The organism is Halanaerocella petrolearia (assembly GCF_054657875.1).
Genome location: NZ_BAAHXW010000001.1, coordinates 880,494 through 897,371 on the forward strand (window position 1 = coordinate 880,494; position 16,878 = coordinate 897,371).

Consider the following 16,878-nt stretch of genomic DNA (forward strand, 5'->3'; position numbering starts at 1 on the left):
AGAAATTAATCTTAAAACTTATTCTCTTTTAATCTATTACGAAGAACTTGATAAAAATTATATCCTTCTAACTTAATCAATCTAGTAGTTAAATCCGACTTACTGACTTTAACTACATCTTGAGGAGATAATCTAAAAGTATCTTGTCCATCAACTGTCAACATAATATCTTGATGATCGGCCTCTATCTCAATCTGTACCTCTTCTTCCTCTCCTATTATAATCGACCGCGAGTGTAGAGTATGAGGACAGATTGGAGTTAAGATTAATGAATCCAGACTAGGATTAACAATTGGCCCACCAGCTGACAGAGAATAAGCTGTAGATCCAGTAGGGCAAGCTACAATCAATCCATCAGCAGGATAAGTAGCCACAAGCTGGCTATCAATCATTGTCTTTAAGTTTATAATACGAGCAAAAGGGCCTTTAGTAACTACAATATCATTTGCTGCTACTGTCTTATTTACAACCTCACCATCTCTAATTACCTCCCCATGCAACATCATTCTTTCTTCAATAGTATATTCTCCAGCTAGTAACTGCTTTAACCCTTCTGCTAAATCATCTACCTCAACATCTGTTAAGAAACCTAAATTACCAAGATTAATACCTAAAATTGCTACATCACTAGTAGCAAAAGTACGAGCTACTTTTAATAAAGTACCATCACCACCTAAAACAATAATAGTCTCTGCTTCTGAAACTACATTATTATATTCTATACTTTCAACTTTTTTCTCTATTAATTTAGCACTAGCTTGATCAAGAATATATTCTTGATCATATTGATCTAATATTTTACAGACTTCCCATAAAACTGGAGGTGTTTCCTCTTTTTTGTTATTAGCAATTATTGCTATCTTATTCACAAAACTACCCCCTATTCCTTTAGTTCCTGATGAGCTTCTTCTATAACCTGATCTACTTTAGTTGACCAGTTAATATTTGGAGTTTCTTTTCGACAACTAAAATGGGCTAAATACTCAATATTATGTCCTTTACCTCCAGTAATTGGCGAATAAGATACGTCTAAAGGAGTCAATCCTAACTCTTTAGCAAACTCTAAAACCTTATTAATTACTTCCTGATGTATTATAGGATCTCTTACTACTCCTTTATCTCCTACTTTATCTGGTCCAGCTTCAAACTGAGGTTTAATTAACGTCATAATCTCTCCTGTAGATTTAACTAATTTATATAAAGCAGGAAGAATCTTAGTCAATGAGATAAAAGATACATCAACTGTTCCTAAGTCCCCTAACTCTTCAATATCATCTTGTTCTAAATAACGAGCATTAGTCTTTTCCATACAGACTACTCGATTATCATTACGTAGTTTCCAAGCTAATTGATTATAGCCTACATCTATGGCATATACCTTTTTAGCTCCATTCTGTAAAGCACAATCAGTAAATCCACCAGTAGAAGCTCCAATATCAACTACCACCTTATCTTCTACACTAAGATCAAATAATTCTAATGCTTTCTCTAACTTCAATCCTCCACGACCAACATAAGGATGAACCTGGCCTTTAACTCTAATATCTGCTTCAATATCTATCTGGGTACCTGCTTTATCAACTTGTTGATCATTAACATAGACTAAGCCAGCCATAATAGCTCGTTTAGCCTTCGACCGACTAGGAAACAAGCCTCTATCTCTAACTACTATATCTAAGCGTTCTTTCTTAGCCATCTTATCCCTCCTACAACGTAGACTTAACCCTTTCTTTAATACCAACTGCATTCAATCCGTATTCAACTCTTAATCTATCTTGTGACCCTTGTTCTATAAATTTATCTGGTAGACCAATTCTTTCTAGTCTTGTTTTTATACTAGAATCTCCTATTAACTCTGCTACTGCACTACCAAAACCACCCTGTAGCACATGTTCTTCAGCAGTATATATAACTTCAAATTCCTGGGCCAACTCTAGAATTAATTCTTCATCAAGCGGCTTTACAAAACGACTATTTACTACTGTCAAGCTAATCCCTTCTTCTTCTAATTCCTGAGCAGCTTGCCAAGCAGGATAAACCATAGAACCAATAGCTAATATAACTGCATCAGTACCTTCAGATAGAACTTCTCCTTGTCCAATCTCTAAGATTTCTGGTTCAGTAAGTTCTACTCCTTCTCCTCTCCCACGGGGATAGCGACAAACAATTGGCCCTTGATCATATTGAGAGGCTGTCTTAACCATAGACTGTAATTCAGCCTCATCTTTAGGAGACATAACTACTATATTAGGTAGATGACGTAGATAAGCAAAGTCAAAGACTCCATGATGAGTCTCTCCATCTCTACCTACTAAGCCACCTCGGTCTAAAGCTAGCTTAACTGGTGCCTCCTGTAAACAGAGATCATGTACAATCTGATCATAAGCACGCTGTAAAAAAGTAGAGTAAATAGTTACAAAAGGCTTAGCTCCTTGTAAAGCTAAACCAGAACCAAAAGTTACTGCATGCTGTTCGGCAATCCCAACATCAAAAAATCGATCTGGAAAATGCTTTCTAAATTCACCAGTCCCTTTAGCCATAGCAGCAGTAATAGCTACAACTTCTTCATCTTCTTGGGCTAGATCAATTAAAGCTTGACTATAGGCTTGAGTATAAGTTATACCCTCTTTCTTCTTCTTGGATTCGCCTGTTCTAATATTAAAAGGGCCAACTCCATGATAAGCAGATGGATTATTTTCTGCTGGAGGATAACCTTTTCCTTTCTCAGTTACAGCATGGACTAAAACTGGTCCACCTATTCGCTGAGCATCCTTAATATGATCCTGCAATATATTAATATCATGACCATCAACAGGCCCTAAGTAGGTAAAACCTAACTCTTCAAATAAAATTCCCGAAACTAATAAGTACTTAATAGCATCCTTTACTTTACTAGCCGTCTTTAATACCTGGTTTCCTAAAGCAGGTATCTTATTAATTAATTTTTCTACTTCCTGCTCTGCTTGATGTAATTGGGGGTTGGCCCGTAATTTATCAAGATAATTAGATACAGCCCCAACATTTTGAGAGATAGACATTTCATTATCATTAAGAACTACCACCAAATCCTTATCTAAATCTCCTGCATGATTTAAAGCTTCAAAGGCCATACCTCCTGTTAAAGCTCCATCACCAATAACTGCTACAACTGTATCATTACTTCCTTTTAAGTCACGAGCAGAAGCCATCCCTAAAGCTGCAGAGATTGACGTACTACTATGACCGACATCTAAATGATCATGTTCACTCTCTTCTCGCTTAGGAAAACCACTTAAACCACCAAATTGGCGTAAAGTACTAAATTCATCTTGACGACCTGTAACTAATTTATGAGCATAAGATTGATGACCCACATCCCAAATAATCTTATCCTGAGGGCTATTTAAGACTGAATGAAGGGCCAAAGTAATCTCAACTGCTCCTAAAGAAGAAGCTAAATGACCACCAGTCTTTGATAAATTAAGAATAACTTCATCTCTAATATCTTCTGCTAATGAATACAACTGATCTGATGATAATGATTTCAAATCTTGTGGTGAATTTATTTCTTCCAATAGATCACCCATAATTATAAATCACCTTCCAACGTAGAGTATAATGTACAATTTATTAGTAATCTCGATCAACTATATAATCGGCTAACTCTAATAAAATTTCTGCTTCCCTTCCAAAGATATGTAGAACATCCTTAGCTTCCTGACATAATCTTCTTGCCATCTTTTTTGACTCCTCTAAACCATAAAGAGCTGGAAAAGTAGCTTTGTCACGATTTAAATCACTTCCTACATCCTTTCCTAATTTTTCTGAATCTCCTTCAATATCTAAAATATCATCAACTACCTGAAAAGAAAGACCAATTTTTTGAGCATAAGTAGTCAAAGCATCTAACTCTTGTTCATTGGCCCCAGCTAAGATAGCACCAATTCTAACTGATGACTGCAATAGTGCTCCAGTCTTATGACAATGAATATAATCTAATTCGCCTTTATCTATCCTTTTACCTTCTGCCTCTATATCTGCTGCTTGTCCACCTACCATTCCTTTATTTCCTGCAGCAGTTGCCAATTCTTTAGTAGCAAGTAAAACTCTATCTTGAGGTAAATCATCTAACTTAGCCATCATCTCAAAGGCTAATGTCAATAATCCATCTCCAGCTAAAATAGCCATTGCTTGACCATAAACCCTATGATTAGTTGGTTTTCCCCGACGCAGATCATCATCATCCATTGCTGGTAGATCATCATGTACTAATGAATAATTATGAACTAATTCTATAGCACAAGCAGCAGGTAATACTTTCTCTTCTTTACCTCCTACTAATTTAGCTGCTACTAAAGTTAAAATAGGTCTTAGCCGCTTACCACCAGCTAAGACACTATATCTCATTGCTTTATGTAACTTAGTTGGTTTATCCTCTTCAGCTGGTAAATAATCTTCTAAAGCTTGATTAATTATCTGTCCTTTATCCGCAACAAAATCTTTAACCTTCATTAACTTTCCCACCTTCTAGTTCATCATATGTTTCAACCTTTACTCCATCGGTTTCTTCCTTAATAATTTCTATTCTTTCTTCTGCTTGCTCTAATTTAGTAGAACAAAACTTAGTTAATTTAACTCCTGTTTCAAACTCTTCTAGTGACTCTGATAGAGACAATTCTCCTCTTTCTAACTTATTAACAACTAGTTCTAGTTTTTCAATAGCTTCCTCAAATGATAGATCCGTCTCAGCCATAAATATTCAACCCCTTATTTCTACCTTAATTCAATATATTTATTCTAGGTTAGGATTTCATTCCCTGCATTTACTTAACAAGGTTATAATAATATAACTTGATTTCTAATCTAATATTTTCCATATTATTTTATCCTAATCTATAGTTTATATAATCTAATCCAGCATCTAACTTACTCTCACGCTATGATTATATCATTTAAAGAAGTAAAAATAAATTATTTAACCGAATTAACAATCTAGAGCAACTATTAATAGTTGCTCTAGATTGTTAATTCGACTTATCATTAGGAATTTGACTTGCTTGGTCTAAAGCCTGCAAAGTAGCATCAGCAGTATCTAAATAATCCTTTATCTGTCTAACATTATCATTTAACAACTGAAAGTGTTCAGAAAAAGTATCCGTCTTCTGAAAAAAGATAAATATAATAATTAATAATAATAATAAGTCACTATCAAAATAATCATAACTTGAATTATCTTCTGTATCTTCTATTCCTTCGCTACTTCCAGCATTCTTTATTACTTCAAAATCATCATTCGCCATTCCACAACCCCTCCTTATCTTTAATTTAACTAAAGTATTTACACTACATCTTATGAAAAATCGAAAAAAATGTGATTTTTTAAGTAGCTATTAATATATTTAATAACAGAGAAGGGAGGGGTAGTATGTATCAGGATGATTATCTGTTCTTTCCTGAAGCCCAAACAGTTGATAAACTATTAAGTGTCTTCAATATTCAATCTCAAAAGCAGTTGAACCCTAATGAGGTAATCAGTATTTTAGGTCTGGTCAATTTATTAAATATTGTAAGTGTTTCTCAAGATGGAAATATTCCTACTTCATCTCTAGCTAATTTAGGAAATAATAACTCTATTAATAATTTGACCCAGAACAATACAAATAATTCACCACAGCTTCAACAATTAGTTGAATCTCTTAATAATGCTAATCAAAATAATAATAACAATCAATCTAATGCTAGCTCACCAATTAACAATATTTTAAACTTATTAAAATCTAATAATAATTCTAATTCAAATAGTAACCTAGATCCATCTGTACTACTAAAATTAATGAACTTATTCAACCAAGTCAAAAATAATAATCAAGAAACAGAAGACGAACCTGTAACTAATGAAGGGAATAACCCAGTAAAATCAGAACCTTATAACCCTGAAGAGGACTCTGAAGAATAAATAATAATAAAAGATAAGAGCGAACCAGCTGGTTCGCTCTATTGCATGATATCATGATATAAAGTAAAAACCCTGCTAAAACTAGCAGAGTTAAAACTGATTTAAAAGATTAAGAGCTTGGTCTGTTCTAGCTTCTTGTTGGTTTTCATTATAAACTTCTTCTTTTGAGCTAGCATCGACATCAAAATTAGATTGACTAGATTTGTTATGTTTTATCTCTTGTAATAAAGAATAATTTCTTTCTATTAATGCCTTCAGTTCTGTTACCTTATCTTCATCTGCTTCTTTATCATCAGCCTGTTCTTTCACTTGTAAATAATTTTTAATTACTTTAACAATAAACTCAGACTGACTTTTATTAGCCAACTCTTCTTTTATATCTTTTACTTCTTCATCAGTAAAAGAGTCTTCATCAATTTGAATATCCAATAAGAACCCACTTCGAATTTGAACCATTATCATCACCTACTATTATTCTGTAGTAGTCGCTACTTCCTCTTGAGCAGTCTTCTGTTCTTTACTTTCAATTTTAATTTCTTGTACCCTTTCTTTATTTATATCTTCATTATTAGTTCCAACTTCTGTTTCTAACTGTTGTGAGTTTGCTTTTTCATCTGTATTATCTGATTCTTCTTTAGATTCTTGTTTTTTTCTATGCTGAGCAAATCCTAACTTAACATAACCACGACAGTTACTAAATTGTGGATTATTATGTATCTGCTCACAAGGGAAACTAGCTAAATAATCATTTAACTTATCAAATAATAATAATGAAGCTCCTCCAGTTACTAAGATTCTATCAATCATCAAATATGACTCCCACCGATTCTTAATCTGTAAGGCTATATCTTTAGCCAGTCTATCAATAGCTCTTTCTTTAATCTTTTCAAAATCATAGACTTGATTCCTTACTCTGATTTGATCTTTTCCAGCCAAAATCTGCTTTTTAATTAAATCTTGAGAGATATCAATATCTAAAGAATCTTGAATTCTTTTAAAGATTCTCTTTCTTACACCATCATTAAAAGAAATCGGAGAGTCTTTAATCAATTCTCCCTCATTAAAAGCTACACAATCTATTGTTAATCCACCTAAATCAACAATGCCTAATCCACCTTCCATATTAGTCGTTACTAAGCCCTCATCATTCATAATAAAGTCATAATAAGAAGCTAATCCCTGAGGCATTATAGTAGCTTGTCTAACTTCAATTTTTTTAGGAATAAATTCATTATTAATATTCTTAAATCGAACTTTGAATGTATTCTCTAGTCTATTTTTAAATGATCTTTTATGTTTTTCATAATATTTAATTGGTAATCCTGTTACTAAATTATTAATAACTATTTTATTAGCCTTAGGAAATAATAGACAGATTCCAGATAACAATTTAGAAAACTCTTCTGGTTCCTCATACTTATCATCAGATAGAGAATAAGCAATTGAAGAAGAACGTTGATTTAAGACATAATCTCCTACACGATAAGTAGTAAAACTATCACTTCCCTGGCCTTGAATTAATTCATCTTGAATTTGAATAATCATCTTCTCAGGATCAAATTCCTCTACTAGATTATCCCTATTCTTAATTACTTCAAAAGAAGTATCCGTTAAAACCCCTCCTTCTTCTTCTTCAGCTAGAGAAGGAAATAATAATTCTTTATCCTTAGTCTTAAGTTTAACTGAATCATATCCCAAATCTACGCCTAAGACATTAGCATTTTCAATTCTCATTTTCTGTCACTCCTTTTAAAACCTGTTTTCCATTATTATTAATTGAATAAAGTTTTTGTCTCCCAACTGAATCTACATTAATCAACAGGGCTCCTTCTAATTTATTTAAAATAGAACTAATACCAGACTTACTAGTTATAATCTCCTCTTCTTCTCTTTTAGCTAGTACTTTAACCATTCCTATAATATCTTCTTTATTACTAATTTCATTTTCAGCTATCACTTGTAGAATAAAACGATCTGATTGGGATAAATTATAATCAATTAATCTCAAACACTCTTTACAAAAGTCCATAATTACCACCCCCAATTAATCAATCTATCCATCTATCTATATTATAACTATAGTGGTATTATTTGTCAATAAATAAAGAAATTTAATTTATATACATATCAATGAATGAATTAATTAATTTTACATCATTTTTTTACAGTTAAACTTTAGATATAGATAATATAAAAAACAGGTAAGTGCTTGTAAACACCTACCTGCTTTCTTCTTAATTCTCTGCTATCTGTTCTTGCATCTTCTGATCTAAAAACTTATCTAAATCCTTCTTTCGAACAATCCATTTTCCACCTAACTTAATTCCTGGTAACTGGCCATTGTTTAACATATTGTAAATAGTCGTTTCAGACCGATTCAAATATTCAGCCACATCCTTAACTGTTAAATTATCTTTTTCCATTTATAATTCCTCCTTATTTAAAGTTATCTACATAATTATTGTGATTTCCACTTTAGTTATTTTATCAATATTATGGAAAAAAATACTTCCTATTTATATTATACTAAAAAGTTGATAAAAATTTCAATAATCTTTTAAAACTTTAATACTAATTTACTTAATAATCCAAATCAAATAAAAAAACAGACTGCTTTAAGCAGTCTGTTTCTTCTAAGCTACAGATTCAACCTTGTCATTATAATCTTTAGAAAAATATTCTTTAGTTAATTTAGTTACTACTCCTGATAAACCTAATAGAGCAATTAAGTTAGGAAAAGCCATTAAACCATTTACTACATCGGAAATAGCCCAAATTAATTTTAACTTAACTGTAGCCCCTAAAATAATACATAAGATATAAATTAATTTATATGGCTTAACTGCTTTAGTTCCCAATAAGTATTCAATACATTTTTCACCATAATAGCACCAACCAAGAGCAGTTGAGAAAGCAAAAAAGATAATACCAACACCAATAATTAGTCCCCCTGGCCCTGGCATTCCTACATTGAAGGCTTCTGTAGTCATTTCAGCTCCAGTTAGACCATTATTCCAAACACCAGTTACAACAATAGTCAATGTAGTCAATGTACAGATAATGATAGTATCAATTATGGTTCCTAACATTGCTACTAATCCTTGTCGAACAGGGCTATCTGTCTTAGCAGCTGCATGAGCAATTGGTGCACTTCCTAATCCAGCCTCATTAGAGAATACACCTCTAGAAATACCTTTTCTAATAGCTAACATAATTCCTGCTCCTGCAAAACCACCTACAGCTGCATGACCACTAAAAGCAGAATTTATAATTAATTTAATAGCTGCTGGTAACTGACCTGCATTAGTTAAAATAATATATAGTGTTCCTAAAATATAAATAGCACTCATTAAAGGTACAATCTTACTAGCTACTTTTGCAATCCGTTTAATACCACCTAAAATAACCATTCCTACTAACAGAGCCATAACTACTCCTGTAGTTAGTTTAGAGATACCAAAACTTGCTTCTAAAGCATCAGCCATAGAATTAGCTTGTACAGTTGCACCAATACCAAACCAAGATACCATTACTCCACAGCAAGCAAAAAAGATAGCCAATGGTTTCCATTTAGCACCTAATCCTTGTTGAATATAGTACATTGGCCCGCCGGCCATTTCTCCGTCATCATTCTTAACTCTATACTCAACAGCTAAAACTCCTTCTGCATACTTAGTAGCTGTCCCAAATAAAGCGGCCAGCCACATCCAAAGAGCAGCTCCAGGACCTCCTACTGCTATTGCTGTAGCAACTCCAGCAATGTTTCCTGTACCAATAGTAGATGATAAAGCTGTAGCTAAAGCTTCAAATCCAGATACGTCTCCTTCTCCTTCTACTGCATCAGGCATAAAAGCTAACTTAAAAGCATGCGGAATTTTAGAGATAGTAACACCTTTTAAACGAAAAGTTAGATAAACTCCTGTTCCTAATAACAAACTCAATAATGGTATACCCCAAATCAATCCACTTACCTGGTTGAAAAAGTTTAATAATGAATCCATATTACTCACTCCTTATACTAGTTACTTATATTAGTTATTAAATTATAAAAATAAAAAAGCCTAAACCAATAATGGCTTAGACTCTGAAGTAAACTTATAGAATAGTATTAAGTTATAAGGCTACCTTCTATTCTATAACCCTGTCCTTTAACCTGAGAGATTCCTCTAAAATTAGAGTTACTCCTTCGGTGCCTAACTGTGTAAGTCTCTCCAGAGTTTCGTCCTGCTACAGTAATACCAGCTTATAAGCTGAACCTGAGAGTTTCGCCTCTTTGGGCTTGCCCCTTCGGCAGAACAGTATATGCTGTTCTTCTCCTATAGCAATCATCCGAAAAATATTAAGTTATCTTCTCTAGCATAACATATTGAAATTAATTTATCAAATCTAACTATTGCTAATTATTAAGTTTCTCTTCTTTTATCTCTTTTATCTGACATTCTAGCTTACCATCTTTTAAAATCACTTCTATTAACTCTTCTGCTTGTACCTGCTTAATAGAGCTAACCTCTGATTTATCATCACTTTTTCTACTTAAACTATAGCCTCGCTTTAAAACTTGCAATGGAGATAGACTATTAAGTTGGCCCATTATTGTTTCTAGCTTCTTATGCTCTGTTTCTAATTTTTCCTCAACTACTTCATCTAACCTTCTACTTAAGTCATCTAATTGTTGAACTGACTCCTGTAGTTTCTCCTTTGGTAATTCAAAAACTCTACGTTGAGTTAAGTAATCTAGCTTATCTTGAGTCTTCTTAAGCTTACGATCTATTGCTTGATAGAGATTATCTTCTAGCCTTTTAAGATAACGCTGTAACTCTTTTCTATCTGCAACTACTAACTCTGCTGCTGCAGAAGGAGTAGGAGCTCGTAAATCGGCTACATAATCAGAAATAGTATAATCCGTTTCATGACCTACAGCAGAAATAATAGGAATCTGAGAACTGAAAATAGTTCTAGCTAACTCCTCTTTGTTAAAAGCCCATAAGTCTTCTAAAGAACCTCCACCGCGACCAATGATAATTACATCTAAATCATAATTATGAAGCAACTCTAAAGCATTAATTAAGCTATTCTCTGCTCTATTACCTTGCACTGTTGCTGGCGCAATCAATAATGAAGTATTGGAAAATCTACGTTTAATAACACTAATAATATCACGAATAGCTGCTCCAGTAGGAGAAGTAATAACTCCTACTCGTTGTGGAATTTGAGGGATAGACTGCTTATACTCTTCATCAAATAATCCCTCCCGGGCCAACTTCTCCTTAAGCTTTTCAAAAGCAATATGTAAATTACCAACTCCAGCCGGCTTAAGCTTGGTAACTTGAATCTGATGTTGGCCCTGAGGAGGATAGAGACTGATTCTCCCTTGAGCTACTACCTCTTTGCCATCTTCTAAATCAAAATCCAAGTTTTGGGCCTCACTATTAAACATAACTGCTTTTAATTTGGCCCGATTATCCTTTAAAGTAAAATAGATGTGACCAGAGGAACTATGTTGATAGTAGTTTGATACCTCTCCTTTAATTACTACTTCTCTTAAATTAGAGTCAGAGATCAATCTTTCTTTAATATAAGCAGTTATCTGAGAAACTGATAGAATATCTTCCACTTTAACCCCTTCTCTGCTTACAGGCAACTAATGTATTCTCCATTAAACTAGCAATGGTCATCGGGCCAACTCCTCCTGGAACAGGAGTAATTGCAGCTACTTTATCCTGTACTTCATCAAAGGCTACATCTCCTACTAAACCATCATCAGTCCGATGAATTCCTACATCAATCACTACAGCTCCTTCTTTAACCATATCCGCTGTAATAAACTCTGGACTTCCTACCGCAGCTACTAAGATATCAGCCTTTTTAGTATGTCCTTTTAGCTCTTCCGTTCGACTATGGCAGACAGTTACTGTAGCATTAGCCTGCAGTAACAGGTTAGCAATTGGTTTACCTACAATATTACTTCTACCAACTACTACTGCCTCTTGTCCTTCTAAGTCAATATCATATCTATTCAATACTTCCATAATTCCTTTAGGAGTACAAGGTATCAGTTCAGTACTACTAGCTACTAATTTTCCTACATTGACTGGATGAAATCCATCTACATCCTTCTTTCGATCAATAGCTTCAATTACCTCTTCTTCATCAATCTTTTCTGGTAATGGTAACTGAACTAAAATACCATCTACTTGATTATCCTGATTTAACCTTTCTACCTCAGCTAATAACTCTTCCTGACTAGTATCTGCTGGTAAGTTAATCAGCTCTGAGTTAATACCTACTCGCTGACAAGCCTTCTCCTTATAAGAAACATAAACTTCTGACGCTGGATCATCTCCGACTAAAATTACAGTTAAACCGGGAGTAATATCTTCTCCTTGTAACTTCTCTACTTCTGCTGTAACTTCTGCTTCTAACTTCTGAGCTACTTTCTTTCCATCTAAAATTTTATTCTCTCCTACTTTCATTCTTAACGCCTCCTGTCATGTCATTATATTGTCCTTATTATAGCATAAAATAGATAAAATAAAAATATTCCCTTAGGAGGACCATTCCCAAGGGAACTTGAATTAAAACTCTAGTTATCCTAATAAAGCAACTATTTCAGCAACTGTTCCAATTCCAGCACCTAACCAACCATAGTGTTCTAGCTTTTTGAAATAATGAGCAGCAAAAGAGTCAAATAGTTTCTCTATTTCTTGAGGATGCATCGCATTAATCTCCTGTTTAGTAACTTCTTTAACATTAACACTATTAGTTAAATCTAAAAAGTGATCTTCCATAGAATCTAAAGAACTTTCAAGTCCTAAATCAAGCACAAAGTCTTTAGTCTCTTCTTCTATTATATCATTTGTATTATCAACAACAACCTCTGTAATTTCTGTTAACACCTTCAATAAATCCTCTTTCGCCTGAGAATTTATCAGTAAACCTTGTAAAGCAGTCTTTATATCTCTTTTAAGATAATTAAATTCCACAGTTTCATCTATCTCTTGATACTGAATTTCTGTGATTATATCCTTAATTGTTGCTTCTAAATTATTATTAAAAGCATCACTACGATTAATATTATTTAAAATACGCTTTACAGATTTACTTACATCAGCACTATCGACACCTCTACTAAGCTGATTAACTTTAATTGATAATACAAGCCTTTCAAATACATCTTGTAATAAACTACCAACTTCTTTACTGATAGTTTCTTCTTTAGAATATAAATTATCTGAAAGTTCATATCTAAGCATATCAACTTCCTCAGCAAAAACATCTACTATATCAACTAAATTAGTAATCGAAACAATTCTCAATAAAGATTTCAGTCTAACTTCTAATACTGAATCAATTGTTCCATCTAATAGACTAGTTAAATGATTGACCAATATATCATTCTCTACTAATCCATCAACTATATTCTCGACTCCTTGGCGATCTAGATCGATTCCAATATCACCAACTCTTTTTCTTTCCATTCGTGATAGAAACTTATTAACTTCTTCTCTAAACTCGTCTTCTTTCTGCTTTAAAAACTTAGGAAACTTATAATCAACTAGATTATCTATCACATCTTCCACAGTATCATCAGCATCAGTAGCACTTCTACCTACACTCTTAGCTGTTCCTTTAAGCCAACCAATAACCCCACTACTCTTTTCTTGTTCAATACTTTCATCAATTTTATCTATTGCCTTACGTTTAAAACTAGATCTTTCAGCTTGTAAATATTCGTTGGCTTTATCAAATAACTGATCAATTATAAAGTTTGTATTATTATGTACTCCATCCATTAACCTTCCATCAAAAAGCTGACTTATTTTCTGTTGAGGACGAACTTCCTGCAGAAACTTCTCTTCAATTAAATTCAAGATTTCATCTCTAACTTCAATTGATCTAATCTTCTTTAAAAAATAATCTCTAGCAAAGCCTTTTAATTTCTTCTGTTGAGAAGTAGAAATTAAATTATTAACCTTTTTTTCTACTATTTCATCAAAATCCTCTGAATAGTTTCTAACTAAATCATCTATTTTACCTTTATCACCTATAAATTCCAAACCTTTTCTTACATTTTCTTCAACTAGTTTGTCTAGTTCTTTAGTCAACCCTTCTTTTAACGAATCAGGCATTACTTTCTTAATAGATTGTTGATTATTCAACCCTTCTTCTAGATATTCTTCAATAAGATCATCAGTATTCAATAATGCCTCTTTACTTTTTTGTTTCAGCTCTGACTCTAGACGACTAGTATCAAATCTTCCTAAATCAATCTGTCCTAACTGTTCCATTATTTGATTAATTATCTCTTTCTGTTTCTGACCAACAAAATTCAAAGTACCATAAAAGGTCTTCTCTGCTATAAACTCATTATTATTCTCTAACATCTCTTGCAACATCTGATAGTTATTATTAGAAATAGTCTCTTTAAAATTAATCTCTAGTCCATCTCGTTTAGTCTTAAATATCTCATCTACAGCATTAGAATTTAATAATTCATCATCTACAAAATCTGCCATAGAATTAGCAAACTTAGGTTTCTTCTTAGTTATAACTCCTGGAGTAAAAGGAACTTTCATACCTAAAAACTCTTTTTCTTCATAAGGACGGAAGATCATCTTTAAAGCAATCACATTAGTTATATATCCTACTGCACCATAAGCAAAAATAGATAAGCCAAATCTAAGTCCGGCAGGTATAGAACCACTCATAGCTCCTTGCCCAAAATATAATCCAATTGCTGATCCAAATCCTAAAATAGAACCAAGAAGAGTAATTGGTTTTAATTCTGTTCCCATAAATTCTTCTACCATATCTTGAATCTTTTCATCTGGTAATTTAGATAAGTTATCTGCTACTGCACCTTCTATTTTACCTTCTATCATATCTGATAGATTCTGATTAACTAGATCTAATATTAAATCAGTTAAATTAGTAGTTAAATCTTTCTTTTTATTCAACTTATCATACAGATCAGTTACTTCTTGATACTTCAATTCACTAATTTGATCTTGTAAATAATAAGTAGAACTTCTTTCTACTTCTTTACTTATTTCATCTCTTGACTCATTAGTTATTAAATCGGAGAAACGCTTATTAGATATAAAATCATTTATTGTTTTAATTATCTTAGTTAAAACTTCTTCTTTATTTTTATTAATTTTAGCCAGAACTTGCTCATTAATTTGATCAAGATTTTCATCTACCTTTTGAGCAGAAATTAATTCTTCTAACTCTAAATTAACAACATCTAATACTCGATTAGAAATCTCTCGTTGTACAGTTTTAGTTAACCGTTTAGTAAATAAAAATTCATCTTTAAACTTTTTGATCAACATTCCTTTGATATTATCCTCAAAATACTGCTTTAATTCTATATTTATAACTTTACCAATCTTCGTCTCAAATAAATAATCAAGCTGAGTTAAATCTAATTTACCTATTATCTGGTCTATGTTTTTATCTATCATTCGAGTTAAATCTTTGATTCTAATTACATTTTTATCATCTAAATACTGAATAATCTCTCCAATACTATTATCTTTAATATAATCTATAATTTCTTTAGTTACTTCTTTACTTAACTTTCTAATATCTACTCCATCTTCTATGCCTGTTACTATCTTATCAACTACTTCAAATTCTCTGGCTATATTGCCCATAAAAATATCTTTAAGCTGTTTCTTTATCCAGTTTTTAACTCCAGATCCACTATCTAATGTTTCCTGTGCTGCTTCTTCAATCAAATCTTCTATCTCTCTTTTATTTCTTTTAATCCATCTAATACCTTTCTCTACTAAATCAGGTAATTGATTCTCCATAAAGTATTCTAAGTTACCCTGTAGGTCATCATTTAATAGTTCTAATAATGATAGATCAATCTTCTTCAAAATATCTAAAATATCTTCTAAAAATTTAGTTATTAACTTTCTACCTTCATTAGACCTTAAAAAGCGAACTGTTCTTTCTAATAACTCGTTAGCTATATTATCTGTATTATCTCTACCTAATAGATCTGCAAAGGTCTTTTCTTGAATCTGATTTTCAACTTGACTTAAAGTAGAAGAAATCTCTAGCCTTCTATATAGCTTGTCTATTGTTCTATCAATCTGACCTTCAAATTTACTTTCTAATTGATGATGAAAGTTACTTGTCGAATCTTTTAAATTATTAGCTACTTGCTTAAATACACGTGGAGAAATAAAGTTTGCTACTTCTTGCTTACTATTTTCATAATATAAATCATTAACTAAATTTTCTATAGTATTTGTCTCTTCTAAAGTATCAATAACTGTATCTAAGCACTGACTAGAAATATGTTCTACCTGGTTAACTCCTACTACATCTTCTACCATTATATTATCAAACAATGAATCTAAGGCATCAGTTATGAAATCTTGATTGTTATCTTCATAAAATTCAAGGAAATTATCAAATGACTGCTCTAATTCTGGAATATCACTTAATCTAATATTGTCTTCAGTATTTTGATAAAGATATTTACCTAAAATATCCTCAATTATATTCTCAAAAACACCTCTAAACTCATCTTTAGCCAATTCATCTTCAATAGTATGGTGATTAATAATTTCTCGCTCTACTAATTCACTTGTATTCTTTATAAAGTCCTCTTTGGTCTCTAAAATCACACCACCTAATGGCCCATATTTTCTAAACAACATCTTAATAGCTAGATCATTGGTTATGTAACCTGTAATACCGCCACCTAAAGCTTTAGCAATAATAGAAGTTGTACTCATATTTTTCCTCCTTTTCTCTATATTACTATTATGACCTTTTTCAATAAGTCCTTCATATAATTTATTTTGTTTATAATAACATCTTATAATAGACATATAATGTCCATTAAAAATAAAAAACGCATCATAATGATGCGTCATTAATCTTTCAGTATATTTAACAACTATATCTACAGAAAATATTTT

Annotated in this window: 15 protein-coding genes and 1 riboswitch; of the genes, 1 reads left to right on the top strand and 14 read right to left on the bottom strand. The window is 32.3% G+C overall.

Features of this window, described 5'->3' with window-relative positions; all coding sequences use genetic code 11:
• Window positions 1-11: 11 nt before the first annotated feature.
• The 6 genes from ACYQ39_RS04500 to ACYQ39_RS04525 form a co-directional block, all read right to left on the bottom strand.
• Complete coding sequence (locus tag ACYQ39_RS04500; RefSeq protein WP_459840691.1) at window positions 12-869, bottom strand: NAD(+)/NADH kinase; 858 nt, start codon at window positions 867-869, stop codon at window positions 12-14.
• Between the two features lie 11 nt (window positions 870-880).
• Entirely contained in the window at window positions 881-1,696 is an 816-nt protein-coding gene (locus ACYQ39_RS04505; RefSeq protein WP_459840693.1) for a TlyA family RNA methyltransferase, read from the bottom strand.
• Window positions 1,697-1,706: 10 nt separating this feature from the next.
• On the bottom strand, window positions 1,707-3,566 hold the full coding sequence (gene dxs / locus ACYQ39_RS04510; RefSeq protein ID WP_459840694.1) for a 1-deoxy-D-xylulose-5-phosphate synthase: 1,860 nt from the start codon (window positions 3,564-3,566) through the stop codon (window positions 1,707-1,709).
• Window positions 3,567-3,609: 43 nt separating this feature from the next.
• Window positions 3,610-4,491, bottom strand: coding sequence for a polyprenyl synthetase family protein (locus ACYQ39_RS04515; protein WP_459840696.1), 882 nt, complete (start codon window positions 4,489-4,491; stop codon window positions 3,610-3,612).
• Window positions 4,481-4,732, bottom strand: coding sequence for an exodeoxyribonuclease VII small subunit (gene xseB, locus ACYQ39_RS04520; RefSeq protein ID WP_459840698.1), 252 nt, complete (start codon window positions 4,730-4,732; stop codon window positions 4,481-4,483). The genes ACYQ39_RS04515 and xseB overlap by 11 nt, the downstream gene beginning before the upstream one ends.
• 271 nt (window positions 4,733-5,003) lie before the next feature.
• Window positions 5,004-5,279 carry a hypothetical protein gene (locus tag ACYQ39_RS04525; RefSeq protein ID WP_459840700.1) on the bottom strand — a complete coding sequence of 92 codons (276 nt, stop codon included), beginning with the start codon at window positions 5,277-5,279 and terminating at the stop codon, window positions 5,004-5,006.
• Window positions 5,280-5,404: 125 nt separating this feature from the next.
• On the opposite strand from ACYQ39_RS04525, the gene ACYQ39_RS04530 reads away from it, so the two are divergent.
• The gene (locus tag ACYQ39_RS04530) at window positions 5,405-5,935 is read left to right on the top strand and encodes a hypothetical protein (RefSeq protein ID WP_459840702.1); all 531 of its coding nucleotides are present in this window, start codon (window positions 5,405-5,407) and stop codon (window positions 5,933-5,935) included.
• Between the two features lie 90 nt (window positions 5,936-6,025).
• Here the strand turns inward: ACYQ39_RS04530 and ACYQ39_RS04535 are convergent, their stop codons facing one another.
• The 8 genes from ACYQ39_RS04535 to ACYQ39_RS04570 form a co-directional block, all read right to left on the bottom strand.
• Complete coding sequence (locus ACYQ39_RS04535; RefSeq protein WP_459840704.1) at window positions 6,026-6,391, bottom strand: hypothetical protein; 366 nt, start codon at window positions 6,389-6,391, stop codon at window positions 6,026-6,028.
• A gap of 15 nt (window positions 6,392-6,406) precedes the next feature.
• Window positions 6,407-7,669, bottom strand: a complete 1,263-nt coding sequence (locus ACYQ39_RS04540) for a ParM/StbA family protein (RefSeq protein WP_459840706.1) — start codon at window positions 7,667-7,669, stop codon at window positions 6,407-6,409.
• A complete protein-coding gene (locus ACYQ39_RS04545) occupies window positions 7,659-7,964 on the bottom strand; it encodes a hypothetical protein (RefSeq protein WP_459840707.1) in 306 nt (101 codons plus the stop codon). Before ACYQ39_RS04545 ends, ACYQ39_RS04540 begins: the two co-directional genes overlap by 11 nt.
• Window positions 7,965-8,169: 205 nt before the next feature.
• Window positions 8,170-8,358, bottom strand: a complete 189-nt coding sequence (locus tag ACYQ39_RS04550) for a helix-turn-helix domain-containing protein (protein ID WP_459840709.1) — start codon at window positions 8,356-8,358, stop codon at window positions 8,170-8,172.
• 210 nt (window positions 8,359-8,568) lie between these two features.
• Complete coding sequence (locus ACYQ39_RS04555; RefSeq protein WP_459840711.1) at window positions 8,569-9,936, bottom strand: alanine/glycine:cation symporter family protein; 1,368 nt, start codon at window positions 9,934-9,936, stop codon at window positions 8,569-8,571.
• Between the two features lie 130 nt (window positions 9,937-10,066).
• Window positions 10,067-10,160, bottom strand: a riboswitch (glycine riboswitch).
• 171 nt (window positions 10,161-10,331) lie between these two features.
• The gene (gene xseA / locus ACYQ39_RS04560) at window positions 10,332-11,576 is read right to left on the bottom strand and encodes an exodeoxyribonuclease VII large subunit (protein ID WP_459840713.1); all 1,245 of its coding nucleotides are present in this window, start codon (window positions 11,574-11,576) and stop codon (window positions 10,332-10,334) included.
• Window positions 11,551-12,408 (bottom strand): bifunctional methylenetetrahydrofolate dehydrogenase/methenyltetrahydrofolate cyclohydrolase FolD, encoded by an 858-nt coding sequence (folD, locus tag ACYQ39_RS04565; RefSeq protein WP_459840714.1) that lies wholly within the window; start codon window positions 12,406-12,408, stop codon window positions 11,551-11,553. Before folD ends, xseA begins: the two co-directional genes overlap by 26 nt.
• Before the next feature lie 114 nt (window positions 12,409-12,522).
• Complete coding sequence (locus tag ACYQ39_RS04570; RefSeq protein WP_459840716.1) at window positions 12,523-16,692, bottom strand: DUF445 family protein; 4,170 nt, start codon at window positions 16,690-16,692, stop codon at window positions 12,523-12,525.
• Window positions 16,693-16,878 lie beyond the last annotated feature (186 nt).

What these genes read in the sequence shown, in the direction of transcription:
- ACYQ39_RS04545 (WP_459840707.1), bottom strand. Translation starts at nt 7,964, where the DNA reads ATGGACTTTTGTAAAGAGTGTTTGAGATTAATTGATTATAATTTATCC.
- ACYQ39_RS04535 (WP_459840704.1), bottom strand. Translation starts at nt 6,391, where the DNA reads ATGGTTCAAATTCGAAGTGGGTTCTTATTGGATATTCAAATTGATGAA.
- ACYQ39_RS04540 (WP_459840706.1), bottom strand. Translation starts at nt 7,669, where the DNA reads ATGAGAATTGAAAATGCTAATGTCTTAGGCGTAGATTTGGGATATGAT.
- folD (WP_459840714.1), bottom strand. Translation starts at nt 12,408, where the DNA reads ATGAAAGTAGGAGAGAATAAAATTTTAGATGGAAAGAAAGTAGCTCAG.
- ACYQ39_RS04550 (WP_459840709.1), bottom strand. Translation starts at nt 8,358, where the DNA reads ATGGAAAAAGATAATTTAACAGTTAAGGATGTGGCTGAATATTTGAAT.
- xseB (WP_459840698.1), bottom strand. Translation starts at nt 4,732, where the DNA reads ATGGCTGAGACGGATCTATCATTTGAGGAAGCTATTGAAAAACTAGAA.
- ACYQ39_RS04525 (WP_459840700.1), bottom strand. Translation starts at nt 5,279, where the DNA reads ATGGCGAATGATGATTTTGAAGTAATAAAGAATGCTGGAAGTAGCGAA.
- ACYQ39_RS04570 (WP_459840716.1), bottom strand. Translation starts at nt 16,692, where the DNA reads ATGAGTACAACTTCTATTATTGCTAAAGCTTTAGGTGGCGGTATTACA.
- ACYQ39_RS04530 (WP_459840702.1), top strand. Translation starts at nt 5,405, where the DNA reads ATGTATCAGGATGATTATCTGTTCTTTCCTGAAGCCCAAACAGTTGAT.
- ACYQ39_RS04505 (WP_459840693.1), bottom strand. Translation starts at nt 1,696, where the DNA reads ATGGCTAAGAAAGAACGCTTAGATATAGTAGTTAGAGATAGAGGCTTG.
- ACYQ39_RS04515 (WP_459840696.1), bottom strand. Translation starts at nt 4,491, where the DNA reads ATGAAGGTTAAAGATTTTGTTGCGGATAAAGGACAGATAATTAATCAA.
- dxs (WP_459840694.1), bottom strand. Translation starts at nt 3,566, where the DNA reads ATGGGTGATCTATTGGAAGAAATAAATTCACCACAAGATTTGAAATCA.
- ACYQ39_RS04555 (WP_459840711.1), bottom strand. Translation starts at nt 9,936, where the DNA reads ATGGATTCATTATTAAACTTTTTCAACCAGGTAAGTGGATTGATTTGG.